This is a genomic window from Achromobacter sp. ACM03, from assembly GCF_014851665.1.
In the GTDB taxonomy this organism is placed as follows: Bacteria; Pseudomonadota; Gammaproteobacteria; order Burkholderiales; family Burkholderiaceae_B; genus Achromobacter; species Achromobacter aegrifaciens.
In genome coordinates, this window is the sequence record NZ_JACVAD010000001.1 from 204,281 (window position 1) to 228,232 (window position 23,952).

Sequence of the window (23,952 nt, forward strand, 5' to 3'; positions counted from 1 at the left end):
ACCTTAGAGCAGGAAGAGAGTCTATGCCCCTGGAATGGGAAGAGCTGGTCACCCAATTGGATACCCATCTGCCGCGCGAAGCCTGGGCGCAGACGCTGATCGGAATCGCCGCGCTGATCCTGACGGCGCTGTTCGTCCAGTGGGTCGTGGCCCGGGTCGTGCTGTTGCTGGCCCATCGCGTGCTGGTGCTGAGCGGCCGGGGCGACTGGGACAAGGCCCTGCAACGCCGCCGGGCATACCAGAACCTCTGGTACGCGGTGCCGTTCGCCGTGGTGTCGCTGGGCATAGGCCTGGTGCCGCACGTCGAGCGGGCGGTGACCATCGTCGGCCGGCTGGCGCATGCCGGCGCCTGGATCTGCGTGTTCGTGGCGTTTTCCGGGGTGCTGAGCGCCTGGCAGGATACCTATTCCGCCACCACCCGGGCGCAGACCCGCTCCATCAAGGGCTATATCCAGATCGGCAAGCTGATCCTGATGGCGGTATGCACCGTTTTGGTGCTTTCCATCCTGATCGACCGCTCGCCGCTCTGGATGATTTCCGGCCTGGGTGCGCTGTCCGCCGTGTTGCTGCTGGTGTTCAAGGACACGCTGCTGTCGCTGGTGGCCAGCACCCAGCTGACCAGCAACGACATGCTGCGCATCGGCGACTGGATCGAGATGCCGCAATCGAACGCCGACGGCTTCGTCAAGGACATCGCGCTGCACACGGTCAAGGTGCAGAACTGGGACAACACCGTCACCACGGTGCCCACCTACAAGCTGTTCTCGGAAAGCTACCGCAACTACCGCCACATGTTCGAATCGGGTGGACGGCGCATCAAGCGCACCGTGCGCATCGACTCGGCCAGCGTGCGCTTCCTGACCGACGACGAGGCGCAGCGGCTGATGCGTTTTCGCCTCTTGCATGACTACCTGCAGGCCAAGACCCACGATATCGCCCAGGCCAACCAGACCATGGGCGAACTGGCCAGCGTGCCCGCCAACCGCCGCCGCCTGACCAATATCGGCACCTTGCGGGCCTATGCGTTGGCCTATCTGAAACAGAATCCCGAGGTCCGCCAGGACATGGCGATGATGGTGCGCATGATGGAGCCCACCTCCGAAGGCATCCCGGTCGAGGTCTATTGCTTTACCGCCGTCACCGCCTGGGTCGAGTACGAGCGCATCCAGGGCGACATCTTCGACCATCTGCTGGCCATCCTGCCCGAACTGGGCCTGCGCCTGTACCAGCAGCCGTCCGGCGCCGATATCGGCGCAATGGGCGTCCACCTGCGCGAAGGCGCCTTGCAGGCCGCGCTGGCGGGCGAAGGCGGCCGTCCGGGCCTGGCCGCGCCGTCGGAACGCGGCCTGACCGACGAGAAGATGCCGCGCTAGCGGACAGCAGGCGCGGCAAGGCGTGGGGGCGGGGCCGGCGGGTGGCCCCGTGAGATAATCCAGGCGTTGAAATCCCTGGCGATAGACCCGATGTCGAACCCGTTCTTCAACCTGTATTCCCACGGCTTTGCCCGGGTGGCCGTCGGCGTGCCCGAATGCAAGGTCGCGGACCCCGCCTTCAACGCCGCCCAGACCATCGCGCTGGCGCAGCAGGCCGCCCAGGGCGGCGCGGTGCTGGCGGCGTTTCCCGAGCTGGGCCTGTCCGCCTATACCTGCGACGACCTGTTCCACCAGAAGGCCCTGCTGGACGAATGCGAAGCCGCGCTGGCCCAGGTGGTGGCGGCAACCGCTGAAATGGACATCGCCGTCGTGGTCGGCGCGCCGTTGCGCGTGGCCCATCAGCTGTTCAATTGCGCCGTGGTCGCCGCCGGCGGCCGCGTGCTGGGCGCGGTGCCCAAGAGCTACCTGCCCAACTACGGCGAATTCTACGAAGCGCGCCAGTTCAGCGCCGGCGATTGCGCCACCGCATCCGAGATCCGCCTGCTGGGGCAGACCGTGCCGTTCGGATCCGAGCTGGTCTTCCAGATGGAAAAGCTGCCGCTGTTCCAGTTCCACGTCGAAATCTGCGAAGACGTCTGGGTGCCGATCCCGCCGTCTTCCTACGCCGCGCTGGCGGGTGCCACCGTGTTGGTGAACCTGTCGGCCTCCAACATCGTGGTCGGTAAGTCGGAGTACCGCCACCAACTGGTGGCGCAGCAGTCGGCGCGCTGCCTGTCGGCTTACATGTACACCTCCGCCGGGCGGGGCGAGTCGTCCACCGACATGGCCTGGGACGGCCAGGCACTCATCTACGAAAACGGCGAACTGCTGGGCGAATCCGAACGCTTCCTCGGCCATTCCCACCTGCTGTTTGCGGACGTGGACCTCGAACGCCTGTCGCGCGAACGCATGCGCCAGACCACATTCGGCCAGTCCGTGCGTCGCCACCAGGACGAAGTCCGCAAATTCCGCAGCGTGGCGGTCCCCGTGAATCCGCCGCTGGAAGACGCCGAACTGCCGCTGGAGCGGCGCGTGGCGCGCTTTCCCTATGTGCCGGCCGACCCGCAGCGCCGCGACGCCCGCTGCAAGGAGGTCTACAGCATCCAGGTCCAGGCCCTGGTCCAGCGCCTGTCGGCCAGCCGCATGTCCAAGGTCGTCATCGGCATTTCCGGCGGGCTGGATTCCACCCATGCGTTGCTGGTCTGCGCCAAGGCCATGGACGCGCTGGACCTGCCGCGCTCCAACATCCTGGCCGTCACCATGCCGGGCTTCGCCACCAGCTCGCGCACGCTGCAGCAGGCGCGCAAGCTGATGGAGGTGGTGGGGTGCACGGCTTCCGAGATCGACATCCGGCCCAGCTGCCTGCAGATGCTCAAGGACCTGGGCCATCCCTATGCCGACGGCAAGCCGGTCTATGACATCACCTTCGAGAATGTGCAGGCCGGCGAACGCACCAACCACCTGTTCCGCATCGCGAATTTCAACAACGCCATCGTCATCGGCACCGGCGACCTGAGCGAGCTGGCCCTGGGCTGGTGCACGTACGGCGTGGGCGACCACATGTCGCACTACAGCGTCAATGCCAGCGTGCCCAAGACGCTCATCACCCACCTGGTGCGCTGGGTCGCGGAATCCGGCCGCCTGGGCGACGAAGGCGCGCAGGTGCTGCTGGACGTGCTGGGCACCGACGTCAGCCCCGAACTGGTGCCGGGCGGCGCGGACGACAAGCCGGTGCAGAAGAGCGAAGACTCCATCGGTCCCTATGAACTACAGGACTTCAACCTGTACTACACGCTGCGCTACGGCTTTGCGCCGACCAAGGTGGCGTTCCTGGCGCTGGCGGCCTGGCGCGACCGCGAGGCCGGCGCCTGGCCCGAGGGCGGCCACGTGGCCCGCAACCAGTACGATCTGGCGGCCATCAAGCGCAACCTGAAGATCTTCCTGGACCGTTTCTTCCGCCTCAGCCAGTTCAAGCGTACCTGCGTGCCGAACGCGCCCAAGGTCGGCTCCGGCGGTTCGCTGTCGCCGCGCGGCGACTGGCGCGCGCCCAGCGACTCCGAGTCGGCGGTGTGGATGCGCGACGCCGAACGTATTCCCGACGAGGCCTGACCGGGATTTCCCGCCCAAGGGGGACCCGGCGTCCGGGCCCCCGCGGGTGGTATTCTCTTATCCGATGCGCCCTGCAGCCATGCCGTGTCAGGGCGACGCAACAGATCAAAAACCCAGGACGACCAACGTGAAACAAGTCACCGCCATCATCAAACCCTTCAAGCTCGACGAAGTCCGCGAAGCGCTGGCCGAAGTCGGCGTCAGCGGCCTGACCGTTACCGAAGTCAAGGGTTTCGGCCGCCAGAAAGGCCATACCGAGCTCTACCGCGGCGCCGAGTACGTGGTGGACTTCCTGCCCAAGATCCGCGTTGAAGTGGTGCTGCCCGACAGCCAGGTCGAAGCCGCCATCGAAGCCGTGGTCAAGGCTGCCCGCACCGGCAAGATCGGCGACGGCAAGATCTTCGTCACGCCGGTCGAACAGGCCATCCGCATCCGCACGGGCGAAAGCGACGAAGAGGCGCTGTAAGTTCCTGGGGACTTGCGGCTGGCCGGATCCGCCGGCAGCCGCGAGACCGCAGCAGGATATTGCGGGCTTGGCGCGGCGGGGAAGCTGCCGCACCAAGCCCGCAACGCATTTTCCCGCCTAGCGGATGAGCTGATTCATCTCCAGGATCGGGCTCATCACCGCCAGCACGATCAGCAGCACGAATCCCCCCATCAGCAGTATCAGCGCCGGCTCCAGCAAGGCCGTCATGGCCATGGCGCGCCGCTCCAGATCGCGCGACAGGTTCTGCGCGCCGCGGTCCAGCAGTTCGGGCAGGCGGCCGGTCTTCTCGCCGCTGGCGATCAGATGCACCAGCAGCGACGGAAACACCTTTTGCGCGCCCAGCGAGGCCGACAGCGACGCGCCTTCGCGCACGCGCGCAGAGGCTTCGTCCACCGCCTGGCGCAGCACATCGTTGCCCAGGGTGCGGCGCGCCGCCTCCAGCGCCGTCAGCAATGCCACGCCACTACCTGAGAGTATCGCCAGCGTGGAAGCAAAGCGCGCGGCATTCACACCCAGCACGAAGCGTCCCGCCAAGGGCAGCTTCAGCACACGCGCATGCCAGGCCCGCCGCGCAGCGGGCGCGCGCAACGCATACCGCCACAGCGCGACGGCCGCCGCCAACGCCGCGCCCGTCGCCACGCCCCATTCGCGCACATAGTCCGACAACGCCAGCATGATGCGCGTCAAGAGCGGCAGTTCCTGCTTGGCCTGGCTGAACGCCGACACCACCTGCGGCACCACATAGCCCAGCAGGAAGATCACGATGATCACCGACACGCAGGCCACCACCGCCGGATAGATGAACGCGGTCAGCACCTTGCTGCGTAGCGCGTTGCGCTCCTCGATGTAGTCCGCCAGCTTCTCCATCACTTGCGCGAGATCGCCCGATTCCTCGCCAGCGCCGATCAGCGCGCGATAGATCTCCGGAAAGTCGCGCGGCCGGGCGGCCAGGGCGGTCGACAGCTTGTGGCCCGCGCGCACGTCGTCGCGCACGCCGCCCAGGGTGGCGGCGATGTGTTTTTTCTCGGCCTGTTCCAGCGTGGCGCTCAGGGCCGCGTCCAGCGGCAGGCTCGCGGCCAGCAGGCTGGCGAGCTGGCGCGTCAGCCAGGCGAGATCCGCATCCGACAGGCGCGTGCGCAGCGATGCGCCGAACCCTTCGGCGCGCGCCGCGAGGGACGTGGACAGCGGCAGCAGGCCGCGGCCGCGAAGCTGGTTGCGGGCGCCGCGTTCGCTGTCGGCGTCGATCGTGCCGCGCACGATCTTCCCTAGTGCGTCGGTGGCTTCGTAACGGAAGGAAGGCATCTGGAAAGCATGGCCAGCACGCATTCAAAAAGCGCGCAAAGCCCCGAATTTAAAGGGTTTCAAGGCCGCTACGATGCCTGCGGATTATGACCGTAGTGTTGCACTGTCACCACGTATACTCCGACGCGCTTTCACGTTTTTTCACACGATTTCACGTTTCAGGCACCTATCCCGTCATGCGTCATATTGCGCAATTCAGCCTTGCGGTACTGCTCGCCGCAAGCCAGCTCGGACCCGCAGCCAGCAGGGCTCACGCTCAACAGACCGACAATCGCGTCAGTCTGAATTTCGTCGACACCGACATCCCCGCCGTGCTGCGCGCGCTGTCGTTGTTCACGCAGCGCAACTTCCTGGTGGATCCGCGCGTCAAGGGCAAGCTGACGCTGGTGTCGGACCGTCCCGTGGACAGCGCGCAGGCGTTGTCGATGCTGACGGGCGCGCTGCGCATGCAGGGTTTTGCCATCGTCGAGGTCGACGGCGTGACGCGCGTGGTGCCCGAGGCCGACGGCAAGCTGCAAGGCAGCGTGGTCGCGGGCAGCGCGCGTCCCGCGCAAGCCGTGGGCGGCGCGGGCCGCGGTCCGGTGCCAGTGTCCGCGTTTGCCAAGGGCAGCAGCGGCGAAATGCTGACCCGCGTCTTCCCGCTGAAGTACGAAAACGCCGCCAACCTGGTGCCGGTGCTGCGCCCCATGGTGCCGCCCAACAACCCGATCAACGCCTATCCCGGCAACAACACGCTGGTGGTAACGGACTACGCCGACAACCTGGAGCGGATCGCGCAGGTCATCGCGCGCATCGACGTGCCCAGTTCGATCGACACCGACGTGGTGCCGGTGCGTTCGGCCGTGGCCACCGACCTCGCCATCCTGGCCTCGCAACTGCTGGATACGCAAAGCAGCGACCCGACCCAGCGCATCGCCGTGGTGGCCGATCCGCGCAGCAACAGCGTGCTGGTGCGTTCCGGCAGCCCGGCGCGCACGCGGCTGGCGCGCGACCTCATCATGAAGCTGGACGCGCAGCAGAACCGCGCCGGCAACCTGCACGTGGTCTACATGCGCAACGCGCAGGCCACGCGCATCGCCGAGGTCCTGGGCGGGTTGCTGACGGGGCAGGCGAATTCCGCGCCCGGCGCCACGGGCGGCGCCAGCGGCGGCACGGGCGCGCAGGGCGGAGCGCGCACGCAGAACGCCGCGGCTGGCATGCCGGCCCAGGCGACAGCGGGCATGGCCGGCATGTCCGGTTCGAACACGGGCGGATTGTCGGGCGAACAGGAACGCATCTCGCGCGAAGACAACAGCACGCAGGCCGTGTCGTATTCGGCCGGCGGCGCCACCATCCAGGCCGATCCGGCTACCAACTCGCTCATCATTTCCGCGCCCGAGCCGCTGTACCGCAGCCTGCGCGAAGTCATCGACCAGCTCGACCAGCGCCGCGCGCAGGTGCTGGTGGAAAGCCTGATCGTCGAAGTCAGCGAGGCCAAGGCGGCGGAGTTCGGCATCCAGTGGATGACGGGCGCCGGCAACATCAACAGCGACGGCACCAGCTTCATCGGCGGCACCAACCTGGGCGGCAGCGGCATCACCGGCAAGGGGCCGACCACCATCGACGGCATCGGCAGCGGCCTGAGCCTGGGGGTGGTCAAGGGCACGGTCGACGTGCTGGGCAACAAGGTGATCAACCTGGGCGTGCTGGCCCGTGCCATGGAGAACACTGGCGAAGCCAACATCCTGTCCACGCCCAACCTGCTGACGCTGGACAACCAGTCGGCCAGCATCCTGGTGGGCAAGACCGTGCCGTTCGTGACCGGGCAGTACGTGACCTCGGGCAGCAACGGCAGCACCAATCCATTCCAGACGATCGAACGTGAGGACGTGGGCCTGAAGCTGAACATCCGGCCGCAGATTTCCGAGGGCGGCGCGGTAAAGCTGGACATCTACCAGGAAGTCAGCAGCATCGACGAAAGCCGTTCCAACTCCACTACCGGCATCGTGACCAACAAGCGGGCCATCGACACCAGCGTGCTGATCGACGACGGCCAGATCATCGTGCTGGGCGGCCTGCTGGAAGACAACGTCACGCTCTCCACCAACAGCGTGCCGCTGCTGGGATCCTTGCCGGTGATCGGCTCGCTGTTCCGCTACGACACGCGCAAGCGCACCAAGACCAACCTGATGGTGTTCCTGCGCCCCTACGTGGTGCGCGACGCCAACCGCACGGCGGGCGTCACCATGGACCGCTACGACTACATGCGCCGCGCGCAGGCGGCGGTGCAGCCGGGCCAGCACTGGGCGCTGCCCGACATGCAGGCGCCGATGCTGCCGCCGCCGGGCTCCGCGCCCTCGGTGTCCAACAACGCCTATGACCTGCGTCCGGAACATCAGGCTGAAACGCTGCGCCGGCCGGCGCCGGTCACGGCTCAGTCCTTCGCCGTGCGCCAGTATGCCGGCATGGAACCCGCGCGCGACGCCTCGGGCGCCATCCGCGTGTCGCGCACGCTGATGCACAGCGTGGCCGTGGACCCCGATACGCTGCTATGAGCGCGCACCCCTTGCCTTATGCCTGGGCGCGGGCGCAGCGCGCGCTGCTGTCGCTGCGCGGCGGCCAGGCCCGGCTGACCGTCAGCCCGCGCACGCCGGAATGGGCGGTGCGCGAGATCCGCCGCTGCCACGGCGACATCGAGTTGGCGCAGGTCGAGGACCAGGCGCTGGAAACCTTGCTGACCGCGGCCTACAGCCATTCGGAGGATGCGGCCTCGGTGATGGGCGTGGCCGAGAACGAGATCGACCTGGACCGCCTGATGCAGGACATGCCCGAGGTGGCGGACCTGCTGGAGGCCCAGGACGACGCGCCCGTGATCCGCATGATCAACGCGCTGTTCGCCCAGGCGGCGCGCGACGGCGCCAGCGACATCCACATCGAACCCTTCGAGACCCACTCGGTGGTGCGCTACCGGGTCGACGGCACCCTGCGCGACGTGGTGTCGCCGCGCAAGGCGCTGCACGCCGCGCTGATCTCGCGCATCAAGATCATGGCGCACCTGGACATCGCCGAAAAGCGCTTGCCGCAGGACGGCCGCATCGCGCTGCGCGTGGGCGGACGACCCATAGACGTGCGCGTGTCCACCTTGCCCACCGGGCACGGCGAACGCGCGGTGCTGCGCTTGCTGGACAAGGAAGCGGGGCGCCTGCAGCTGGAGAAGCTGGGCATGGACGCGGGCGTGCTGGGCCAGCTGGACCGGTTGATCCGCCAGCCGCACGGCATTGTGCTGGTGACGGGGCCCACCGGCAGCGGCAAGACCACCACGCTGTACGCGGCTTTGAGCCGCCTGGACGCGTCCACCAGCAACATCCTGACGGTCGAGGACCCGATCGAATACGATCTGGCCGGCATCAGCCAGACGCAGGTCAACGCCAAGATCGACATGAGCTTCGCGCTGGCCCTGCGCGCGATTCTGCGGCAGGACCCCGACGTCATCATGATCGGCGAAATCCGCGACCTGGAGACCGCGCAGATCGCGGTGCAGGCCTCGCTCACCGGTCACCTGGTGCTGGCTACGCTGCACACCAACGACTCGGTGTCCGCCGTGACCCGACTCACGGACATGGGCGTGGAACCTTTCCTGCTGGCGTCATCGCTTTTGGGCGTGCTGGCGCAGCGCCTGGTGCGCAAGCTCTGCCCGGCCTGCAAGAAACCCGCCACGCAGGACGGCGCACGCGTGTTCCATCCGGTGGGCTGCGACGCCTGCAACCATACCGGCTACAGCGGGCGTTCCGGCATCCACGAACTCTTCACGGTGGACGACGAGGCGCGCCGGCTGATCCACGAAGGGCGTGACGAACGCGAACTGCGCCGCGCGGCGGCCGCGTCAGGCATGCGCACCATGCGTGAGGACGGGCAGCGCTGGGTGGATAGCGGGCAGACCTCGCCGGAGGAAATCCTGCGGGTCACGCGGGACGCCTAGCGGACGATGGGGAACGCCAGCGACTTGTCGCTGTGCCTAGGTGCCGAACGACGCCACATCCCCCGAACGCCGTCCCAGCGCCGACAACAGTCCGTCCAGCGCCGCCCGATCCGCCTCGCGCGCGGCGCCGGCATAGGTTGCCTGGCCCTGGAACTTCAGGCCGCCGCGCCCGCCCGCGCTGCCCTGGCCGCTGACGTCCAGCAGGCCGCTTTCCGTGCTCAACGCCAGCGTGGCGCCAGACTTGCCGCCTTGTACCCGCAACAGATACGAGCCCACGGGCGCCACCGGCGTCAGCGCAGTGCTGGCGTTGCGCCAGCGCAGTTCGGCCAAGGGGCCGGCGGGCAGGGGCGCGCCCAGCCGCAGCGGCTGCCAGCGGACTTCCAGCGTGCCCTGGGGGGCAATGGTGTTCCACGGCGCGCCCAGCGCGGACAGGATGGAGGCGGGCGCGCGCAGCGACTGGGCCGGCACGGACACGCCGTTCCAGCCGGGCGTGGCGCGCAAGGGACCTTGCAGCCAGGGGTGGGAGATATCCAGAGCGAGCACGTCCCAGCGCCATTGCCATTGCACCGGTTGCGGCAGCATGCGGCGCGCGCCAGGCGGGCCCAGCGCGATCCAGGCGCTGCCGCGCCACAAGGTGCCGCTGGCGTCGGCCAACGTGACCGGCGCCTTGTCCGGCAGCAGGGCCAGCAGCCAGCGCGCGGGCAGCACGGTGACGGCGGCCGCGGCGGCGCAGACGGCGCCGGCCAGGAGCAGGGCGGCGGAACGTTTGGAAAGCGGGAAGCCGGACATCTCAGCCACGCTCCGAAGCTTGCGGCGCCATCAGGCTCACCTTGCCATTGACCAGGCCGGGCAGCGGCCGCCCGTTGACATTGGCGGCACGGGTGAGCTGCACTTCCTTGACCGCCAGGCCCCAATCGCGCGCTGCTCCGTCGAGCCAGCGCAGCAAGGCCGAAGAGGGCGCCTGCTTCAGCGTCAGCAGCACGCCCGGGCCGTGTTCGGGCTCGCCCAGCGCCCACTGTTCCGCGGCGAGTCCGGCGCGCTCCAGCGAGGCGCCGATTTCCGCGGCGCTGGGCATGGCGCCGGCGGGCGCCGCGGATTTACGCCGCAACGCCGTGGCTTGGGCGGTCAGGTCCGCGACCGTGGCCGCCTGGCCGCGCAGCGCGGGCAATTCCGTTTGCAGTTTGCGCAGCGTGTTCAGGGGCGGTTCGATCAGGGTCACGAAGACCAGCGCGCCGCCCAGCAGCAGGGCAGCCGCGGTCACCAGCCGGCGCTCGCGCGGCGCCAGCGCCTGGTAGCGTAGTCCGGCGCGCGCCAGCGCGGGAGTCAGGGTCTTGGCCAGCGACTGTCTGGCCGCATGCAGGGCTTGCGGGAGTTTCATGGTTGCGCGCGCACGATGCGCCAGGTGGTGTCGTTGTCGCCGCGTTCGAGCTTCAGGCCCAGGGCCGCGGCTTGCTGGATCAGCGCGGGCGTCTCAGCCACGCGTTGCGACTGCTCGCCGGCATCCGCCAGTTGCAGCGTCAGCGCCTGTTCGGCGTAGCCCAGGCGGGCTACCTTGTCGGCGGCGAAGGGCAGGGCCTGGGCCGCGGCGCGCGCCAGGGGCAGGAAGTCGGCGGCATTGGCCGCGCCGCGGTTCGCCTGCAGCGCGTCCAGGCCTTGCTGCGCCTGGCGCGGCGGATCCAGGACCACCGGCAGGTCGGGGAACGCGGCCAGGACCTGCGCGTGCATGCCGTTGCGCAACGCGTCGGCTTCGGCTTGCAATTGCGAGGCGTACAGGTTCAGCCCGCCTATCCAGACCACTGCCGCGGCCGCGCCCCAGCGCCAGGCGGGGCGCCAAGCCGAGACGCGGGCCGGCGCCAGCTGGGGCATGGCCAGCGACCACGAAGGCGAGGGCGCCTGCCAGCGAGGATCGGCAAAGTCGCGCAATGGCGCCGTGGTTTCGGCCCCCAGCGCTTGCGGCGCGATGAGCGCCTGCGTGCGCAAGCCCTGCGCATTCAGCAGGCTCCAGCCGCGGCGCACGGGTTCGCGCGCGGCCCAGGCCAGCGGCACCGTGCCGTCGGTCGAGCGCGGGCCGTGGCCGATGGCCAGCGCGTCCAGGTCGCTGAGCACCAGCGGTTCCAGGGCGCTGTGCACCGCGGCGGCAAATCGGGCGCGCGCCACCGCGGGGATCTGCACGCTGGCGGCGATCACGTCGGCGGGATGCAGCACGGCTTCGCAGGCGGCGTGGGGATAGGCATGGCCCAGCGCCTCAAGCGCGAGCTCGCCCTGGCGGGCGCAGCGGCCGCGCCGGTCGAACCAGGCATAGGGCAGGAGAGAGCCGGCGCCGAACTCGTCCAGCGGCGGCAGCGCGATGCGCAGGATGTTCTTCAAGGTATTTCTCTGGTCCATAAGGTGTCTGGGGCGGCGGGCGGTGAACTGCGCAGCAGCGCCTGCATGGAGATGCGCGCCCGCTCATAGGCCACGGTGCCGCTGGCCAGGAACCAGCCGCTGGTGGTGGCGACGGCGGGCGCAGGCGCTTTGACCCCCGCGCCCGCCAGACGATTGGCGAAATCGCCGGAATTGTTGAACCAGTTGCCGCGGTCGCGCTCGCCCGCCATGGAACGCGCCTGGCTGAGCGACAGGCCGGGCACCAGTGCCGCAAGCACCTCCGCGGGCGCGGTGTTGACGTTGACGCTGGTGGAAACGGGCAGCACCGTCATCGTGCGGCGCAGCTCGTTGCGAGCCGACGGCTCCAGCGCCAGCAGGGCCGCCACTTCGTCCACGCCGCGCGGCAAAGGGGCGCGGGCGTCGGGCGCGGGCCGTCCTGGCGGCGCCGCCGGCGCATCCGCCGGCGGCGCCACGGGCTGCGCGGCCGACATGATGTCCACCATGCGCGCGGCCAAGGTGTCGGGCAGTTGCAGCGTGTTCAGCAGCCGGCGCAGCACCCGTTCCTGCTCGGGCTGCGGCACGCCATTGTTCGCCAGGTTATAGAGGTTGTACTTGCCTTGTTCGTCCTGCACGCGGCCGGAGAACACCGCGACGCGTTCGTCGCCGGGGCGTTCGATGCGCGTGTCGAGCACCGGGGTGGCCCAGATCTGGTCGCCGCGGGTGATGGATTCGCGCTTGCTGTGGTCGCGCACGATCAGGCGGGCCCAGTCTATGCCGCCCGCCAGCATGGCGCGCGCCTGCACCCGCGCCATCTCGTTTTCCACGCGCCGCGTGCTGGCGGTCTGGCGCTGGAACAGGCCGGTGGTCAAGGCCGCGACGATGGCGACAATGATGAGCGCGCTGATGACCGCTGCGCCGCGTTCTGCGTTACTCGGGCGTCTCATGGCAGCTCCAGCACGCGGGTATAGCGCTCGGGGGATCCCGGGGCGCCGCGTTCCAGCACGATCTCCAGGCCGGTCGGAGCGGCGGCCTGATTGCCTTCGCCATTCACCCAACCGGTACCCGGCACCCAGGCGCGCAGCGTCAAGGCTCGCGTGCCGGGCAGCAGGAGGATGCCGTTGTCCGCCGCGGGCAGCGGACTGCGCGCCGCCGATGGCCCGCTGGCGCGCCACAGGCCGTCCTTGCGCACCTGCCATTGCACGCGCTGCCACAGGCCGTTGTCGTCAGGGTCGGGGCGCAGGATCTCGAACACGGGCCCGCCGCCTGCACGGCGCAGCAGGCGCAGGCCGCTGGTGTAGGCCTGCGCGTCCAGACCCGCCGGCTCGAAGCCGGGTCCGGTGTAGGACAGCTCCACATCGCGCGCCATCTGGCCCAGTGTGCGGACGATGGCGTCGATGTCCTCGGCCTGTTCCTCGATCCGCTCGCGCGCGCCGGACACGCTGGCCAGGCCGCGCCAGGCCATCAGGCTGACCAGCGCCATCAGCGCCAGGGCCACCAGCACTTCGATCAGCGTGAAGCCGGCTTGGGATCGGGGAGGGCGGCGCATGGCTATCTCAGGCTGGACAAGAGGCCATCCAGCTGCAGCAGTACGGCGTCCGCCTGCGCGGCGCCGGCGTCGCGCACCCTGATCGACACCTGGCGGAAGCTGCGGTTCATCGAATTCGTAAACTCCATTTCGCACTGCAAAGCCCGGCCGCCCTGAGCACAGGGCGCGCTGCGCGTGCCTGCGCGCGGCAGCGCTTGTTCCAGCCGCAACTGGGCCAGCGCGTTCTGCGCAGCCAGCAGCGCCAGCGTCTTGTCCTGCAGGGCGCGGTTGTTTTCCGCCATGACGCCGGTCGCGCGCAGGGCGGCGCCCATGGCGACGGCGATGATGGCCAGGGCCACCAGCACTTCGATCAGCGTGAACCCGCGCTGCCGATCGGGCGGGCGGGGCGGTTCATTGAATTTCATAGCGGCCCGCGGCGTCGCGCTGCAAGGTGACGCGGGCATCGCCCGCGCTCAGTGTCAGCGTGACCGGCGCGGCGACCCATTCCGTGTTGAACACCAGCGGCCGGTCCGGATCGAGCCGTAGCGCCACCGGCGCCGCCGACCAGGATTGCGGGCGCAGCACCTCGTCGCGCTCCAGCCGGTCCGGCGGCAGCGGCCTGTCTTCCTCGGCGTTCGGGCCTGGCAGCCGCCCCTGGCGTTCGAACGACCAGCCCTGGCCGTTGGCGAGCCAGCGGATGGGACGGCCGTCGCTGCGGGCCTCGCTCTGGGCCACGGTGAAGGCGTCGGCCAGGCGCAGGGCGTCGCCGCGCAAGCGGTTCTCGCCGCGGCCCACGGACAGGCTCACCATGCTGGCCGCGATCGCCACGATCACCAGCACCACCAGGACTTCGACCAGCGTGAAGCCGCGTTCAGAGTTCCCAGGAGCCGATGTCGGCATCGCCGCTCTCTCCGCCGGGCTTGTTGTCGGCGCCGAACGAGAACACGTCGATATCGCCTTTGACGCCAGGGCTCAGGTATTGGTAGGGATGGCCCCAGGGATCGTTGGGCAGCTTGTCCAGGTACCCGCGCCAGTTGTTCACGCCTTCGGGCTTCTGCACCAGCGCGCGCAAGCCCTGCGCAGTGCTGGGGTAGCGGCCATTGTCCAGGCGGTACAGCTTCAACGCCTGCATGATGCCGGCGATGTCCTGGCGCGCGGCGACCTGGCGGGCCTGGTCGGGACGATCCAGCACGCGGGGGACGATCAGCGCCGCAAGTATCCCCATGATCACAATCACCACCATGATCTCGATGAGGGTGAAACCTTGCTGGCGGGCAAGCCCGCGCGGTAACTGACGCACTTGATGACTCCGGTCTTTCAGTAGGAGCGGAGGATTGTGGACATGAAATATGACAGCAATAGTGACGGCGCGGCCAAATGCGGGCAGGTCCGGTCTGCGCCCGGGGCGCGCGTCGCAGCGCCTGCGGTGCGGCTCACTTTTCGCGCAATATGCCGGCGGGAGCGGGCAGGGCGGCCGGGGCCGGCAGGCGGCTGGCGCGCCCAGCCTGTTCCACCGTCACCGCGTCCGCGGCGACTTCGCGCAGCACGATGCCGGGGGCCACTTCGCCGCCCGTGCGCCAGGCCAGCGGCGGGCCGCCGTCGATGCTGAGCACGGCGGCGCCATCGGCGCCTGCGGCGATCACGCCCAGCACGGTGATCTGTGTGCGCATGGCCTCGTCCTTGCCGAACCACAACGCCACGGGCGTGTTGTCGGCAGCGCGCGGCGCTTGCGCCGACACCGCCGGAGGTAGGGCGCCCGCCTTGGGCGCAAGCAGGATCGACGCCCATACGCCCAGGCCGGCGGCCAGGGCCAGCACGGCGAGTATGCGGAATGCGGCGGGCAGGGTCGGGCGCAGGAACAGGGGCATGGATTGAACGTGCGTGGCGGGTTGAGACCGCGCCGACTATAGCCGCCGCACATGACAAGCCCGCGATGCGCGGCGCCTGCGCCATGGCTGCGCGCAAAAGAATCCTGATCCGTCGATCAAGGTTTCTCTTCTTTGCTTCACGGGGCTTTCACCTTGGCTGGCCATCATGTGGCCCTGCATAAAACCCTGTTCATGACTAGAGAAGAGAAGCATGCAAGCATTGAATTGGAGAAGATGGTGCGCGGCCCTGCTGGCGACCAGTGCCCTGGCGGGCTGCGGCGGCAGCGACGATGACGACGACACCGACGCGCCGCCGACCCAGCCGCCTGTGACCCAGCCGGACCCGACGCCCGCCGACAAGGTGCTGTTCATCGGCGTCGACGGCCTGACCTATGACGCGATGCGCCGCGGCGTGGCCGACAAGGCCTTGCCGAACCTCGCGCAGCTCAACGCCACGCGCGCCTGGACCGGCGGCGTGACGGACGCGCCCACGCAGCAGCCCACGTTGCTGGCGCCGGGCTGGGCGACGCTGCTGACCGGGCAATGGGCCGACCAGCACGGCGTGCGCTACAGCGTGCAGGGCGAAACACTGCAATCGCCGACCCTGTTCCAGCGCATCAAGCAGGCGCGCCCCGAAGCGCGCACCGCCGCCGCCTTCAATTCGACCGTGGTGGCCGGCCTTATCGCCGGCCAGCGCGACGCGGGCTATCTGCAGTCGCTGACCGACTGCGCCGGCGCGGACGATTGCGTCGCCGCCCAGGCGCGCGACCGCATCACCGAAGGCTATGACGTGGTGGTGGCGCAGTTCGGCGCGCCGGAACGGATTGCCTCGGAGAACGGCTTCGGCTCGGCCTATGACAGCGCGATCCGGCAGGCCGACGCCGCCATCGGCGCGCTGACCAAGCAGATCGCCGACCGCAAGGCGGAGCACCCCGGCGAGAAGTGGCTGGTGATCGTGGCTTCCAGCCACGGCCTGGGCAAGACCGGCGCCAGCGACGGCCGTCCCATGTCCTCAAACAAGACCATCCTGTTGGCCGCCAACCAGCCTGCGCTGCTGGGCGGCAGCGCCGACGACGCGTCGTTCGACGGCCTGTGGGACAACAACTGGTACGCGCTGCCCAGCGCGGCCGATGTGGCGCCGACGGTGCTGGACCACCTGAAGGTCCTGCCTGCCGCCGCCAAGTACGACATGGCGGGCACCTCGCTTGCCGGCAAGCTGGCACTGCGCCACACCGCGGCCCGCACCTCGACCGACAACAAGAGCGTGACGCTGAGCTGGGTGCGCGTGGGCGAGCCGGCCGGCGACATCGTGGTCAGCCGCGACGGCGTGGAGATCGCACGCGTGGCCGGCACGGTCGCCGAGTATGTGGACAAGGGCTTCAAGTTCGACACCGAGGGCGTGCACACCTTGAACTACAGCGTGGCGGTCGGCAGCGCGGTCAGCGCCGCGCGCACCACCGTGGCCTACACCAAGCCGCTGCCGTTGCTGGCTTCGCTGCGCACTGGCCTGACGATGCTGTTCCCGTTCGAAGGCAATATGACCGACATCGCCGCGGGCGGCGGAGCCATCACGCCGTTCGACGGCACGCAGGCGCCGGCCTATGCCGACACGGGCGTGTTCGGCAAGATGTTCAAGAACGACCGCAGCGCGGCGGCCCTGGGCGGCTTCAAGCTGGACTATCCGGCAGGCATGCTGGACGCGGCCCAGGCCTTCACCATCGGCTTCTGGTACCAGTCCGACGGCACCGCCAACGACCGGTCCATCCTGGGCAACAAGGACTACAACTCCGGCGGCAACCCTGGCATCACCATCGCGCAGTGGGCAGGTCCGGTGCTGTATTTCAACCTGGCTGGCGGCGGCTCGCGTGTCGACATCAACAACGTCAAGTTCACCCCGAACAAGCCGGTCTACGTTGCGATGACCGTGAACAAGACGGCCAAGACCCTGACGGCCTCCGTCTACGACAGCGAACTGGGCTTCTCGCAGCGCACCATCGGCACGGGCTCGGTCGACCTGACCAAGATCGCTGGCGTCTACGGGCCGCACCTGGGCCTGAACGAAGACGGACGCGGCACCTATGGCGTCTGCTGCGCCGGCACCAAGGGTCCCTACACGATGTATTTCGACGACCTGGCGTACTGGTCGCGCGCGCTCACCGAAGCTGAAGTGAAGTCGCTCGCCCTGTCCGGCAAGTCCGTTTCCGAACTGTTTCCCTGATGTACCGAGGATAAAAAAATGAGCATGTCCATGATCTTGCGCGGTTTCCTGCGCCTGGGCGCGGTGCTGATGCTGAGCGCCACGCTGGCTGCCTGCGGCGGCGATGACGGCGACGACGACGGTGGCAAGGACCCCGGCACCGGCCAGCCCGAAACGCCGAAGCCCGAGCCCGTCAAACCCGAATTGCGTTGCGCGCCTTGAGCGGCGCTCCCTCCAGATCCATAGGAATAGAATCCGTGACGTTCGATAAAGACCAGGTCCACGCCGGCAAGCGCCGCTTCCTGCGCAACGCCGCCGCCTCGACCGCAGGCCTGACCGCGCTGTCGATGTTCCCGCCGGCGATCCGCCGCGCGCTGGCCATCCCCGCCAACAACCGCACCGGCACCATCAACGACGTCGAGCACGTGGTCATCCTGATGCAGGAAAACCGCTCCTTCGATATGTACTTCGGCACCTTCAAGGGCGTGCGCGGCTTCGGCGACCGCATCACCATTCCGCTGCCTGAAAAGCGCTCGGTCTGGGAGCAGAGCAACGGCACCCGCGTGGTGATGCCGTATCACCTGGACAGCAGCCAGGGCAACGCCCAGCGCGTGGCCGGCACGCCGCACGACTACGTGGACGCGCAAATGGCCTGGGACGGCGGCCGCATGGACCACTGGCCGCGCTACAAGCAGAACCAGTCCATGGGCTACTACAAGAAGAAAGAGGTGGAGTTCCAGTTCGCGCTGGCCGAAGCCTTCACGCTGTGCGACGCCTATCACTGTTCTACCCACGGCGGCACCAACACCAACCGCCTGTTCCACTGGACTGGCACCAACGATCCGCTGGCCCTGGGCAACGGCCCCTCGACCCGCAACCAGTGGGACAGCCTGGGCGCCTCGTCCACCGGCTGGACCTGGAAGACCTATCCCGAACGCCTGCAGGAAGCCGGCGTCAGCTGGAAGGTCTACCAGAACCTGCCCGAAAACTTCGGCGACAACCCGCTGGCCGGCTTCAAGCAATACCGCCGCGCCAACGAGCTGGCCGGCAACAGCGCCAACGGCGCGCCGTATCCGGCCTGGACGCCGTCCATGGACGCCGCCAACCCGCTGTACAAGGGCACGGCCAACACCATGCCCGACGGCGGCTTCCTGAAGGCGCTGCGCGAGGACGCCGTCAATGGCACGCTGCCGCAGGTGTCGTGGATCGTGGCGCCCGCCACGTATTCCGAGCACCCCGGCCCGTCCAGCCCGATCCAGGGCGCCTGGTACATCCAGGAAACGCTGGACGCGCTGACGGCCAACCCCGAGGTCTGGAGCAAGACCGTGCTGCTCATCAACTTCGACGAGAACGACGGCTATTTCGACCACCTGCCGCCGCCCGCCGCGCCCTCGCTGAACCCGGACGGCTCGATGGCCGGCGCCTCCACCGTCAACACCGACCTGGAGCGCCATACCCATGCCTCCGCCCAGGACGCCGCCGACGACCGCGTCTACGGCCCGGGCCCGCGCGTCCCCATGTACGTGGTGTCGCCGTGGAGCCGCGGCGGCTGGGTCAACTCGCAGGCATTCGACCACACTTCGGTGCTGCGCTTCCTGGAAGCCCGCTTCGGCGTGGCCGAGGACAACATCAGCCCCTGGCGCCGCGCGGTGCTGGGCGACCTGACTTCGGCCTTCAACTTCGCCACGCCCAACAACGAAAAGCTGCCCGACCTGAACCTGCTGACCCGCGCGGGTTCGGACAGCGAGCGCAGCGCGCAGGAAGCGCTGAAGGCCGTGCCGCTGCCCGATCCCAGCACCCAGGCCAAGCCGGTGCAGGAGCAGGGCGTGCGCTATTCCCGCGCCTTGCCCTACGAACTGCACACCAGCGCACGCGCCCAGCCGGACACGGGCGCCATGCGCCTGGTGTTTTCCAATACGGGCAAGCAGGCGGCGGTGTTCCACGTCTATGACCGCCTGCTCCTGGACCGCCTGCCGCGCCGCTACACGGTAGAGCCGGACAAGCAGCTGGAAGGCAACTGGGACACGGCGGCCGACGGCGGCAAGTACGACCTGTGGGTGCTGGGCCCCAACGGCTACCACCGCCATTTCGCGGGCGACCTGGCCCAGGCCCGCACGTCGGCGCTGGCGCCGGAGATCCGCGTCTGCTACGAAATCGCCAAGGGCGACGTCTACGTCAGCTTCATCAATGGCGGCAAGAATCCCTGCACCTTCGAAGTCGCGCCCAACGCCTACTACGCCAACCACGAGCGCTGGAAGTTCACGGTGCCCGCGGGCGGCCAGGTCGAACAGCACTGGGCGCTGGAAGGCAGCCAGGGCTGGTACGACTTCACCGTGCGCCTGGCCGAAGACCCTGCCTATCTGCGCCGCTTTGCCGGCCGCGTGGAAACCGGCCGCCCGTCGGTGACGGACCCGGCGATGGGGCTGTAAGTCTCAGGCGGCGGTCTGCGGTTCGCGCGCCTGGAACGCCTGGGCGCAGGCCTCGCAGATCGCCGCCGTGATGCCCTGGCGCGCATGCTCGCGCCGCTCCAGCATGCCGATGGCGCGCGCCATCGGTCCCAGGTCCTGGGGCAGGGTCAGAATCCGCAGTTCCGGGCTGTGCTGCCAGTTGGAGCCGTTGATCAGCGGCAGCAACGTCACGCCGACCTCCTGGCGCACCAGCTCGACCAGGGTCTCGATGGCGTTGAGTTCCAGGTATTCGTTCAGCGGCACCGCCAGGCGGCGCAGCAGCCGGTCTATTTGCAGGCCGGTGCGCTGGGTGCGGTCAAAGCGCAGGAAGGGGTTCTGCGCCAGTACCTGGCGCGCGTCTTCGCCCGGCGCCGAGCGCGGCGCGATGACGACCAGCTGCTCTTCATATAGCGCGGTCCAGCGGGTGCTGGCCATCTTGCGCCCGGCCTCCACCAGGAAGGCCGCGTCCAGCTCGCCGTCCTCGACCTTGCCCGCCAGCTCGCTGGCCTTGCCCGACAGGATGCGCACGTCCAGCTTGGGGTGCTGCTTCTTCATGCCCGACACGACCTTGGACAGGGTCCCCATGCACGACACGATGCTGCCCACGGCGACCGACCCGGCCAGCTCGCCGGGCACGGTGCGCGGCAGCCGCATGCGGTCGTAAAGATCCAGCAAGTGCTTGATTTCCGGCAATAATTCCCGGCCGGCGGCATTCAGGATGGCGAGCCGTCCGCTGCGGTCGAAGAGTTCGCGGCCCAGTTCCGTTTCCAGGGAGCGCATCTGGAAGCTGACCGCGGCCTGGGTCAGCGCCACCTGTTCGGCCGCTTCGGAGAAGGAACCGTGGTGCGCGACCGCCAGGAAAGTGCGCAGAAAACGGATGGTACTCACAAAAATCTCTTTTATGACGGAACAAAATTTCAAATTGATTTAATTAAACCACGGGAGTAACTTCGGCCGCTTACCCGTTATGAGACTAGCCACATGAAATCCTTCGACTGGGGCAACCCGTATCCTTCCGTCCGCATTCCGCTGTTCGCCCGCAACGTGGTGTCCACGTCGCATCCGCTGGCGGCGCAGGCAGGGTTGCGCATGCTGCTCAAGGGCGGCAATGCCGTGGACGCCGCCATCGCTGCGGCCGCCACCATCGTCCTGGTCGAACCCGTGTCCTGCGGCCTGGGCGGCGACTGTTTCGCCATCGTCTGGGACGGCAAGGAATTGCACGGCCTGAACTCCTCGGGCGTGGCCCCCGCGGCCTGGAGCACCGAATACTTCAAGCGCAAGCACGGCGTGGGCGCCGACGGCCTGGCGATCCAGCCCAAGCGCGGCTGGGACGCCGTGACGGTGCCGGGCGTGGTGGCCGGCTGGGCCGCGCTGCATGAAAAACTGGGCAAGCTGCCGTTCGAGCAATTGTTCGAACCCGCCATCGAGATCGCCGAGCGCGGCTACGCCGTGCCGCCGGTGGTGGCGCACAAGTGGGCCGCAGCCGCCGAAGAGCTCAAATCGCAACCGGGCTATGCCCAGGCCTTCCTGCCCGAGGGCCGCGCGCCCAAGGTCGGCGAACACTTCCGCTTCCCGGACGCCGCCAACACGCTGCGCCGCATCGCCGCTTCCAAGGGCCGCGACTTCTACGAAGGCGAACTGGCCGAGCGCATCGCCGCCTTCAGCCAGGAATGCGGTGGCGCCATGACCCTGGAAGACCTGCGCAACTACCGCCCGGAATGGGTCAAGCCCATTTCCAAGTCCTACCGCGGCTACGAGCTGCACGAGATCCCGCCGAACGGGCAGGGCATCGCCGCGCTGATCGCGCTGGGCATCGTCGAGCGCTTCGACATGGCCGACATTCCGGTGGACTCGGTACAGTCGCAGCACATCCAGATCGAAGCCATGAAGCTGGCCTTCGCCGACCTGTACAAGTACGTGGCGGACCCGCGTTCCATGCAGGTGACGCCGGAACAGATGCTGTCCGACGCCTACCTGGACAGCCGCGCCAAGCTCATCCGCCTGGACCGCGCCACCCATTTCGAGGCGGGCCGTCCGCACGCCGGCGGCACCATCTACCTGACCGCTGCCGATGAAAACGGCATGATGATCTCGTTCATCCAGTCCAACTACATGGGCTTCGGCTCGGGCGTGGTGGTGCCGGGCACCGGCATCAGCATGCAGAACCGCGGCGTGGGCTTCTCGATGGATCCGAAGTCGGCCAACGTGGTCGAAGGCGGCAAGCGTCCGTTCCACACCATCATCCCGGGCTTCCTGACCCGCGGCGGCAAGCCGGTCATGAGCTTTGGCGTGATGGGCGGCGACATGCAACCGCAAGGCCACATGCAGACAGTGGTGCGCATGCTGGACTATCACCAGAATCCGCAGGCCGCCTGCTGCGCGCCGCGCTGGAAGGTCAACCGCGATTTCACGCTGGACATCGAGACCAATATGAAGGCTTCCACCATTGCGGGCCTGAAAGACCTCGGGCATGCTTTGAAGTCGGTCGACGATCCGTACATGGATTTCGGCGCGGGCCAGTTCATCTGGCGCATGTCCGAAAACGACAACGAGCTTGGCTACGTCGCCGCCAGCGACAGCCGGCGCGACGGTCAGGCGGTCGGCTTCTAATACGCAATAGCGCAGCCACAAGGGGAATCTAAATAATGAAACGCTTGACCTTGACCTTCGGCGCCAGCCTGCTGGCGCTGGCCGCGGGCGCGGCTTCCGCCCAGAACATCCGGATCGGCCTGCAGGAAGATCCGGACGTGCTGGACCCGCACCGGGCGCGCACGTACGTGGGCCGCATCGTCTTCACCTCGCTGTGCGACAAGCTGATCGACATCGATCCCAAGCTGCACTTCGTGCCGCAACTGGCCACCTCGTGGTCGTTCAGCCCCGACAACAAGGTGCTGACCTTCAAGCTGCGCGAGGACGCGCTGTTCCATGACGGCTCCAAGTTCGATGCCGCCGCGGCCAAGGCCAACCTGGAACGCGCCATGTCCCTGCCGGACAGCCTGCGCAAGGGCGAACTGGCCTCGGTCGAAAAGGTCGACGCGCCTGATGCCACGACGCTGGTGCTGACGCTGAAAAAGCCCGACGCCACCCTGCTGGCGCAGCTGTCCGACCGCGCCGGCATGATGCTGTCGCCCAAGACCTTCAGCGACGACGTGGCCGCCGTGGGCCGCAAGCCCGTGTGTTCCGGTCCCTACAAGTTCGTCGAACGCATCCAGAACGACCGCATCGTGCTGGAGAAATTCGACCAGTACTACGACGCCAAGGATTTCGCCTTCAAGCGCGTGACCTTCCTGCCGATCCCGGACACCACCGTGCGCCTGTCCAACCTGCGCGCGGGCGACCTGGACATGCTGGAGCGCCTGAATCCCTCCGACGTGCCGCAGGTCAAGAGCGACGCCAGCCTGACCTTCGCGCCGGTGGCCGGCCTGGGCTTCCAGCAGTTCATGTTCAACGTCGCCAACGGCAAGCGCGCCGAGGACAATCCGTTCAAGAACAAGCTGGTGCGCCAGGCGTTCCAGTACGCCATCGACCGCAACGCCATCAGCGAAGTGGCCGGCGGCGGCATCTTCGATCCGGCGCAGCAGCCGTTCCCGCCCGCCAGCCCCTACCACAGCGACAAGTTCCCGCCGACCAAGCGCGACGTCGCCAAGGCCAAGGCGCTGCTCAAGCAGGCGGGCTTTGACCGCGTGAAGGCCGAGGTCATGTTCGGCAACAACACCACCACGTCCTCGATCGCCGAGATCGTGCAGGCCATGGCGTCCGAGGCGGGCTTCGACCTGTCGCTGCGCCCGACCGAGTACGCCGCGCTGCAAAAGGAATCGGCCGGCGGCAACTTCCAGGTCGTGATGCTGGGCTGGTCGGGCCGGGTCGATCCGGACGGCAACATCCACGCCTTCGTCACCTGCAAGGGCGCGCTGAACGATGGCCACTACTGCAACCCGGAAGTGGACAAGCTGCTGAACGAGGCCCGCACCGTGCCCGACGAGGCCAAGCGCCGCGCTATCTACGACCAGGCCCAGACCATCATCCAGGACGAATTGCCCGGGGTGTATAACTACTACCAGCCCTGGCCCTTCGCCATGGCCAAGAAGGTCAAGGGCTTCACGCCTTATCCTGACGGCATGATCCGCCTGAAAGGCGTGACCTACGCGCAGAAGTGATCGCGGCGCGGCAGTCAAGCGCCGCGCCAGCCGGACGCGCCTTGCGCGTCCGGTTGTCGTTTGCGGCGGCAGGGCGCGGTTTATCCTGCGCGTCCCGTCCGCCGTTCCTGTCTTACGGTTTCTCAT

The 23,952-nt window shown here is 68.2% G+C and carries 21 protein-coding genes; 10 read left to right on the forward strand and 11 right to left on the reverse strand.

The genetic code is table 11. The features are described 5' to 3' along the window. Positions 1-23: 23 nt before the first annotated feature. The 3 genes from IB257_RS00875 (at position 24) to IB257_RS00885 (ending at position 3,987) form a co-directional block, all read left to right on the forward strand. Positions 24-1,373, forward strand: coding sequence for a mechanosensitive ion channel family protein (locus IB257_RS00875; protein ID WP_119449493.1), 1,350 nt, complete (start codon positions 24-26; stop codon positions 1,371-1,373). A gap of 90 nt (positions 1,374-1,463) precedes the next feature. Next, positions 1,464-3,521 (forward strand): NAD(+) synthase, encoded by a 2,058-nt coding sequence (locus IB257_RS00880; RefSeq protein WP_192491727.1) that lies wholly within the window; start codon positions 1,464-1,466, stop codon positions 3,519-3,521. A gap of 127 nt (positions 3,522-3,648) precedes the next feature. Beyond that, positions 3,649-3,987 carry a P-II family nitrogen regulator gene (locus IB257_RS00885; protein WP_013393295.1) on the forward strand — a complete coding sequence of 113 codons (339 nt, stop codon included), beginning with the start codon at positions 3,649-3,651 and terminating at the stop codon, positions 3,985-3,987. Positions 3,988-4,104: 117 nt separating this feature from the next. Here IB257_RS00885 and gspF read toward each other — a convergent pair whose 3' ends face one another. Continuing rightward, complete coding sequence (gspF, locus tag IB257_RS00890) at positions 4,105-5,310, reverse strand: type II secretion system inner membrane protein GspF (RefSeq protein ID WP_059374497.1); 1,206 nt, start codon at positions 5,308-5,310, stop codon at positions 4,105-4,107. 176 nt (positions 5,311-5,486) lie between these two features. Here gspF and gspD point away from each other — a divergent pair, with 176 nt between their 5' ends. Together gspD and gspE are read left to right on the forward strand one after the other, a co-directional pair. After that, positions 5,487-7,844 carry a type II secretion system secretin GspD gene (gene gspD, locus IB257_RS00895; protein WP_054456591.1) on the forward strand — a complete coding sequence of 786 codons (2,358 nt, stop codon included), beginning with the start codon at positions 5,487-5,489 and terminating at the stop codon, positions 7,842-7,844. Next, a complete protein-coding gene (gspE, locus tag IB257_RS00900; RefSeq protein ID WP_175163913.1) occupies positions 7,841-9,268 on the forward strand; it encodes a type II secretion system ATPase GspE in 1,428 nt (475 codons plus the stop codon). Before gspD ends, gspE begins: the two co-directional genes overlap by 4 nt. Before the next feature lie 36 nt (positions 9,269-9,304). Here gspE and gspN read toward each other — a convergent pair whose 3' ends face one another. From gspN to IB257_RS00945, 9 genes are all read right to left on the reverse strand, one after another. Further along, the gene (gspN, locus tag IB257_RS00905) at positions 9,305-10,057 is read right to left on the reverse strand and encodes a type II secretion system protein N (RefSeq protein ID WP_192491728.1); all 753 of its coding nucleotides are present in this window, start codon (positions 10,055-10,057) and stop codon (positions 9,305-9,307) included. 1 nt (position 10,058) lies between these two features. Then, entirely contained in the window at positions 10,059-10,646 is a 588-nt protein-coding gene (gene gspM / locus IB257_RS00910) for a type II secretion system protein GspM (protein WP_192491729.1), read from the reverse strand. Then, positions 10,643-11,653 (reverse strand): type II secretion system protein GspL, encoded by a 1,011-nt coding sequence (gene gspL / locus IB257_RS00915; RefSeq protein WP_225588710.1) that lies wholly within the window; start codon positions 11,651-11,653, stop codon positions 10,643-10,645. Before gspL ends, gspM begins: the two co-directional genes overlap by 4 nt. After that, positions 11,632-12,576, reverse strand: a complete 945-nt coding sequence (gene gspK, locus IB257_RS00920) for a type II secretion system minor pseudopilin GspK (RefSeq protein WP_175182102.1) — start codon at positions 12,574-12,576, stop codon at positions 11,632-11,634. The genes gspL and gspK overlap by 22 nt, the downstream gene beginning before the upstream one ends. Then, positions 12,573-13,178, reverse strand: a complete 606-nt coding sequence (locus IB257_RS00925) for a type II secretion system protein J (RefSeq protein WP_192491730.1) — start codon at positions 13,176-13,178, stop codon at positions 12,573-12,575. The genes gspK and IB257_RS00925 overlap by 4 nt, the downstream gene beginning before the upstream one ends. Positions 13,179-13,180: 2 nt before the next feature. Continuing rightward, positions 13,181-13,582 carry a type II secretion system minor pseudopilin GspI gene (gene gspI, locus IB257_RS00930; RefSeq protein ID WP_175163274.1) on the reverse strand — a complete coding sequence of 134 codons (402 nt, stop codon included), beginning with the start codon at positions 13,580-13,582 and terminating at the stop codon, positions 13,181-13,183. Next, the gene (gene gspH, locus IB257_RS00935) at positions 13,569-14,057 is read right to left on the reverse strand and encodes a type II secretion system minor pseudopilin GspH (protein ID WP_175213208.1); all 489 of its coding nucleotides are present in this window, start codon (positions 14,055-14,057) and stop codon (positions 13,569-13,571) included. The genes gspI and gspH overlap by 14 nt, the downstream gene beginning before the upstream one ends. Beyond that, the gene (gene gspG / locus IB257_RS00940; RefSeq protein WP_054456600.1) at positions 14,029-14,457 is read right to left on the reverse strand and encodes a type II secretion system major pseudopilin GspG; all 429 of its coding nucleotides are present in this window, start codon (positions 14,455-14,457) and stop codon (positions 14,029-14,031) included. Before gspG ends, gspH begins: the two co-directional genes overlap by 29 nt. A gap of 133 nt (positions 14,458-14,590) precedes the next feature. Next, complete coding sequence (locus IB257_RS00945; protein WP_192491731.1) at positions 14,591-15,025, reverse strand: general secretion pathway protein GspC; 435 nt, start codon at positions 15,023-15,025, stop codon at positions 14,591-14,593. A gap of 211 nt (positions 15,026-15,236) precedes the next feature. Here IB257_RS00945 and IB257_RS00950 point away from each other — a divergent pair, with 211 nt between their 5' ends. The 3 genes from IB257_RS00950 to IB257_RS00960 are packed head-to-tail and all read left to right on the forward strand — an operon-like array spanning position 15,237 to position 19,651. After that, a complete protein-coding gene (locus IB257_RS00950) occupies positions 15,237-17,243 on the forward strand; it encodes an alkaline phosphatase family protein (RefSeq protein WP_192491732.1) in 2,007 nt (668 codons plus the stop codon). 18 nt (positions 17,244-17,261) lie between these two features. Then, positions 17,262-17,444 (forward strand): hypothetical protein, encoded by a 183-nt coding sequence (locus tag IB257_RS00955; RefSeq protein WP_054456602.1) that lies wholly within the window; start codon positions 17,262-17,264, stop codon positions 17,442-17,444. A gap of 35 nt (positions 17,445-17,479) precedes the next feature. After that, a complete protein-coding gene (locus IB257_RS00960; protein ID WP_192491733.1) occupies positions 17,480-19,651 on the forward strand; it encodes a phosphocholine-specific phospholipase C in 2,172 nt (723 codons plus the stop codon). A gap of 3 nt (positions 19,652-19,654) precedes the next feature. On the opposite strand, the gene IB257_RS00965 is transcribed toward IB257_RS00960, so the two are convergent. Continuing rightward, positions 19,655-20,557, reverse strand: a complete 903-nt coding sequence (locus tag IB257_RS00965) for a LysR family transcriptional regulator (protein WP_054456604.1) — start codon at positions 20,555-20,557, stop codon at positions 19,655-19,657. Between the two features lie 93 nt (positions 20,558-20,650). Here IB257_RS00965 and ggt point away from each other — a divergent pair, with 93 nt between their 5' ends. Beyond that, on the forward strand, positions 20,651-22,279 hold the full coding sequence (gene ggt / locus IB257_RS00970) for a gamma-glutamyltransferase (RefSeq protein ID WP_054456605.1): 1,629 nt from the start codon (positions 20,651-20,653) through the stop codon (positions 22,277-22,279). Positions 22,280-22,314: 35 nt separating this feature from the next. Then, a complete protein-coding gene (locus tag IB257_RS00975) occupies positions 22,315-23,826 on the forward strand; it encodes an ABC transporter substrate-binding protein (protein ID WP_175182115.1) in 1,512 nt (503 codons plus the stop codon). Positions 23,827-23,952: the final 126 nt, after the last annotated feature.

Bases quoted from the DNA above. Each gene is read 5' to 3' on its own strand.
- IB257_RS00875 (WP_119449493.1), top strand. From the start codon at position 24: ATGCCCCTGGAATGGGAAGAGCTGGTCACCCAATTGGATACCCATCTG.
- IB257_RS00880 (WP_192491727.1), top strand. From the start codon at position 1,464: ATGTCGAACCCGTTCTTCAACCTGTATTCCCACGGCTTTGCCCGGGTG.
- gspF (WP_059374497.1), bottom strand. From the start codon at position 5,310: ATGCCTTCCTTCCGTTACGAAGCCACCGACGCACTAGGGAAGATCGTG.
- gspD (WP_054456591.1), top strand. From the start codon at position 5,487: ATGCGTCATATTGCGCAATTCAGCCTTGCGGTACTGCTCGCCGCAAGC.
- gspE (WP_175163913.1), top strand. From the start codon at position 7,841: ATGAGCGCGCACCCCTTGCCTTATGCCTGGGCGCGGGCGCAGCGCGCG.
- gspN (WP_192491728.1), bottom strand. From the start codon at position 10,057: ATGTCCGGCTTCCCGCTTTCCAAACGTTCCGCCGCCCTGCTCCTGGCC.
- gspM (WP_192491729.1), bottom strand. From the start codon at position 10,646: ATGAAACTCCCGCAAGCCCTGCATGCGGCCAGACAGTCGCTGGCCAAG.
- gspL (WP_225588710.1), bottom strand. From the start codon at position 11,653: ATGGACCAGAGAAATACCTTGAAGAACATCCTGCGCATCGCGCTGCCG.
- gspK (WP_175182102.1), bottom strand. From the start codon at position 12,576: ATGAGACGCCCGAGTAACGCAGAACGCGGCGCAGCGGTCATCAGCGCG.
- IB257_RS00925 (WP_192491730.1), bottom strand. From the start codon at position 13,178: ATGCGCCGCCCTCCCCGATCCCAAGCCGGCTTCACGCTGATCGAAGTG.
- gspI (WP_175163274.1), bottom strand. From the start codon at position 13,582: ATGAAATTCAATGAACCGCCCCGCCCGCCCGATCGGCAGCGCGGGTTC.
- gspH (WP_175213208.1), bottom strand. From the start codon at position 14,057: ATGCCGACATCGGCTCCTGGGAACTCTGAACGCGGCTTCACGCTGGTC.
- IB257_RS00945 (WP_192491731.1), bottom strand. From the start codon at position 15,025: ATGCCCCTGTTCCTGCGCCCGACCCTGCCCGCCGCATTCCGCATACTC.
- IB257_RS00950 (WP_192491732.1), top strand. From the start codon at position 15,237: ATGCAAGCATTGAATTGGAGAAGATGGTGCGCGGCCCTGCTGGCGACC.
- IB257_RS00955 (WP_054456602.1), top strand. From the start codon at position 17,262: ATGAGCATGTCCATGATCTTGCGCGGTTTCCTGCGCCTGGGCGCGGTG.
- ggt (WP_054456605.1), top strand. From the start codon at position 20,651: ATGAAATCCTTCGACTGGGGCAACCCGTATCCTTCCGTCCGCATTCCG.
- IB257_RS00975 (WP_175182115.1), top strand. From the start codon at position 22,315: ATGAAACGCTTGACCTTGACCTTCGGCGCCAGCCTGCTGGCGCTGGCC.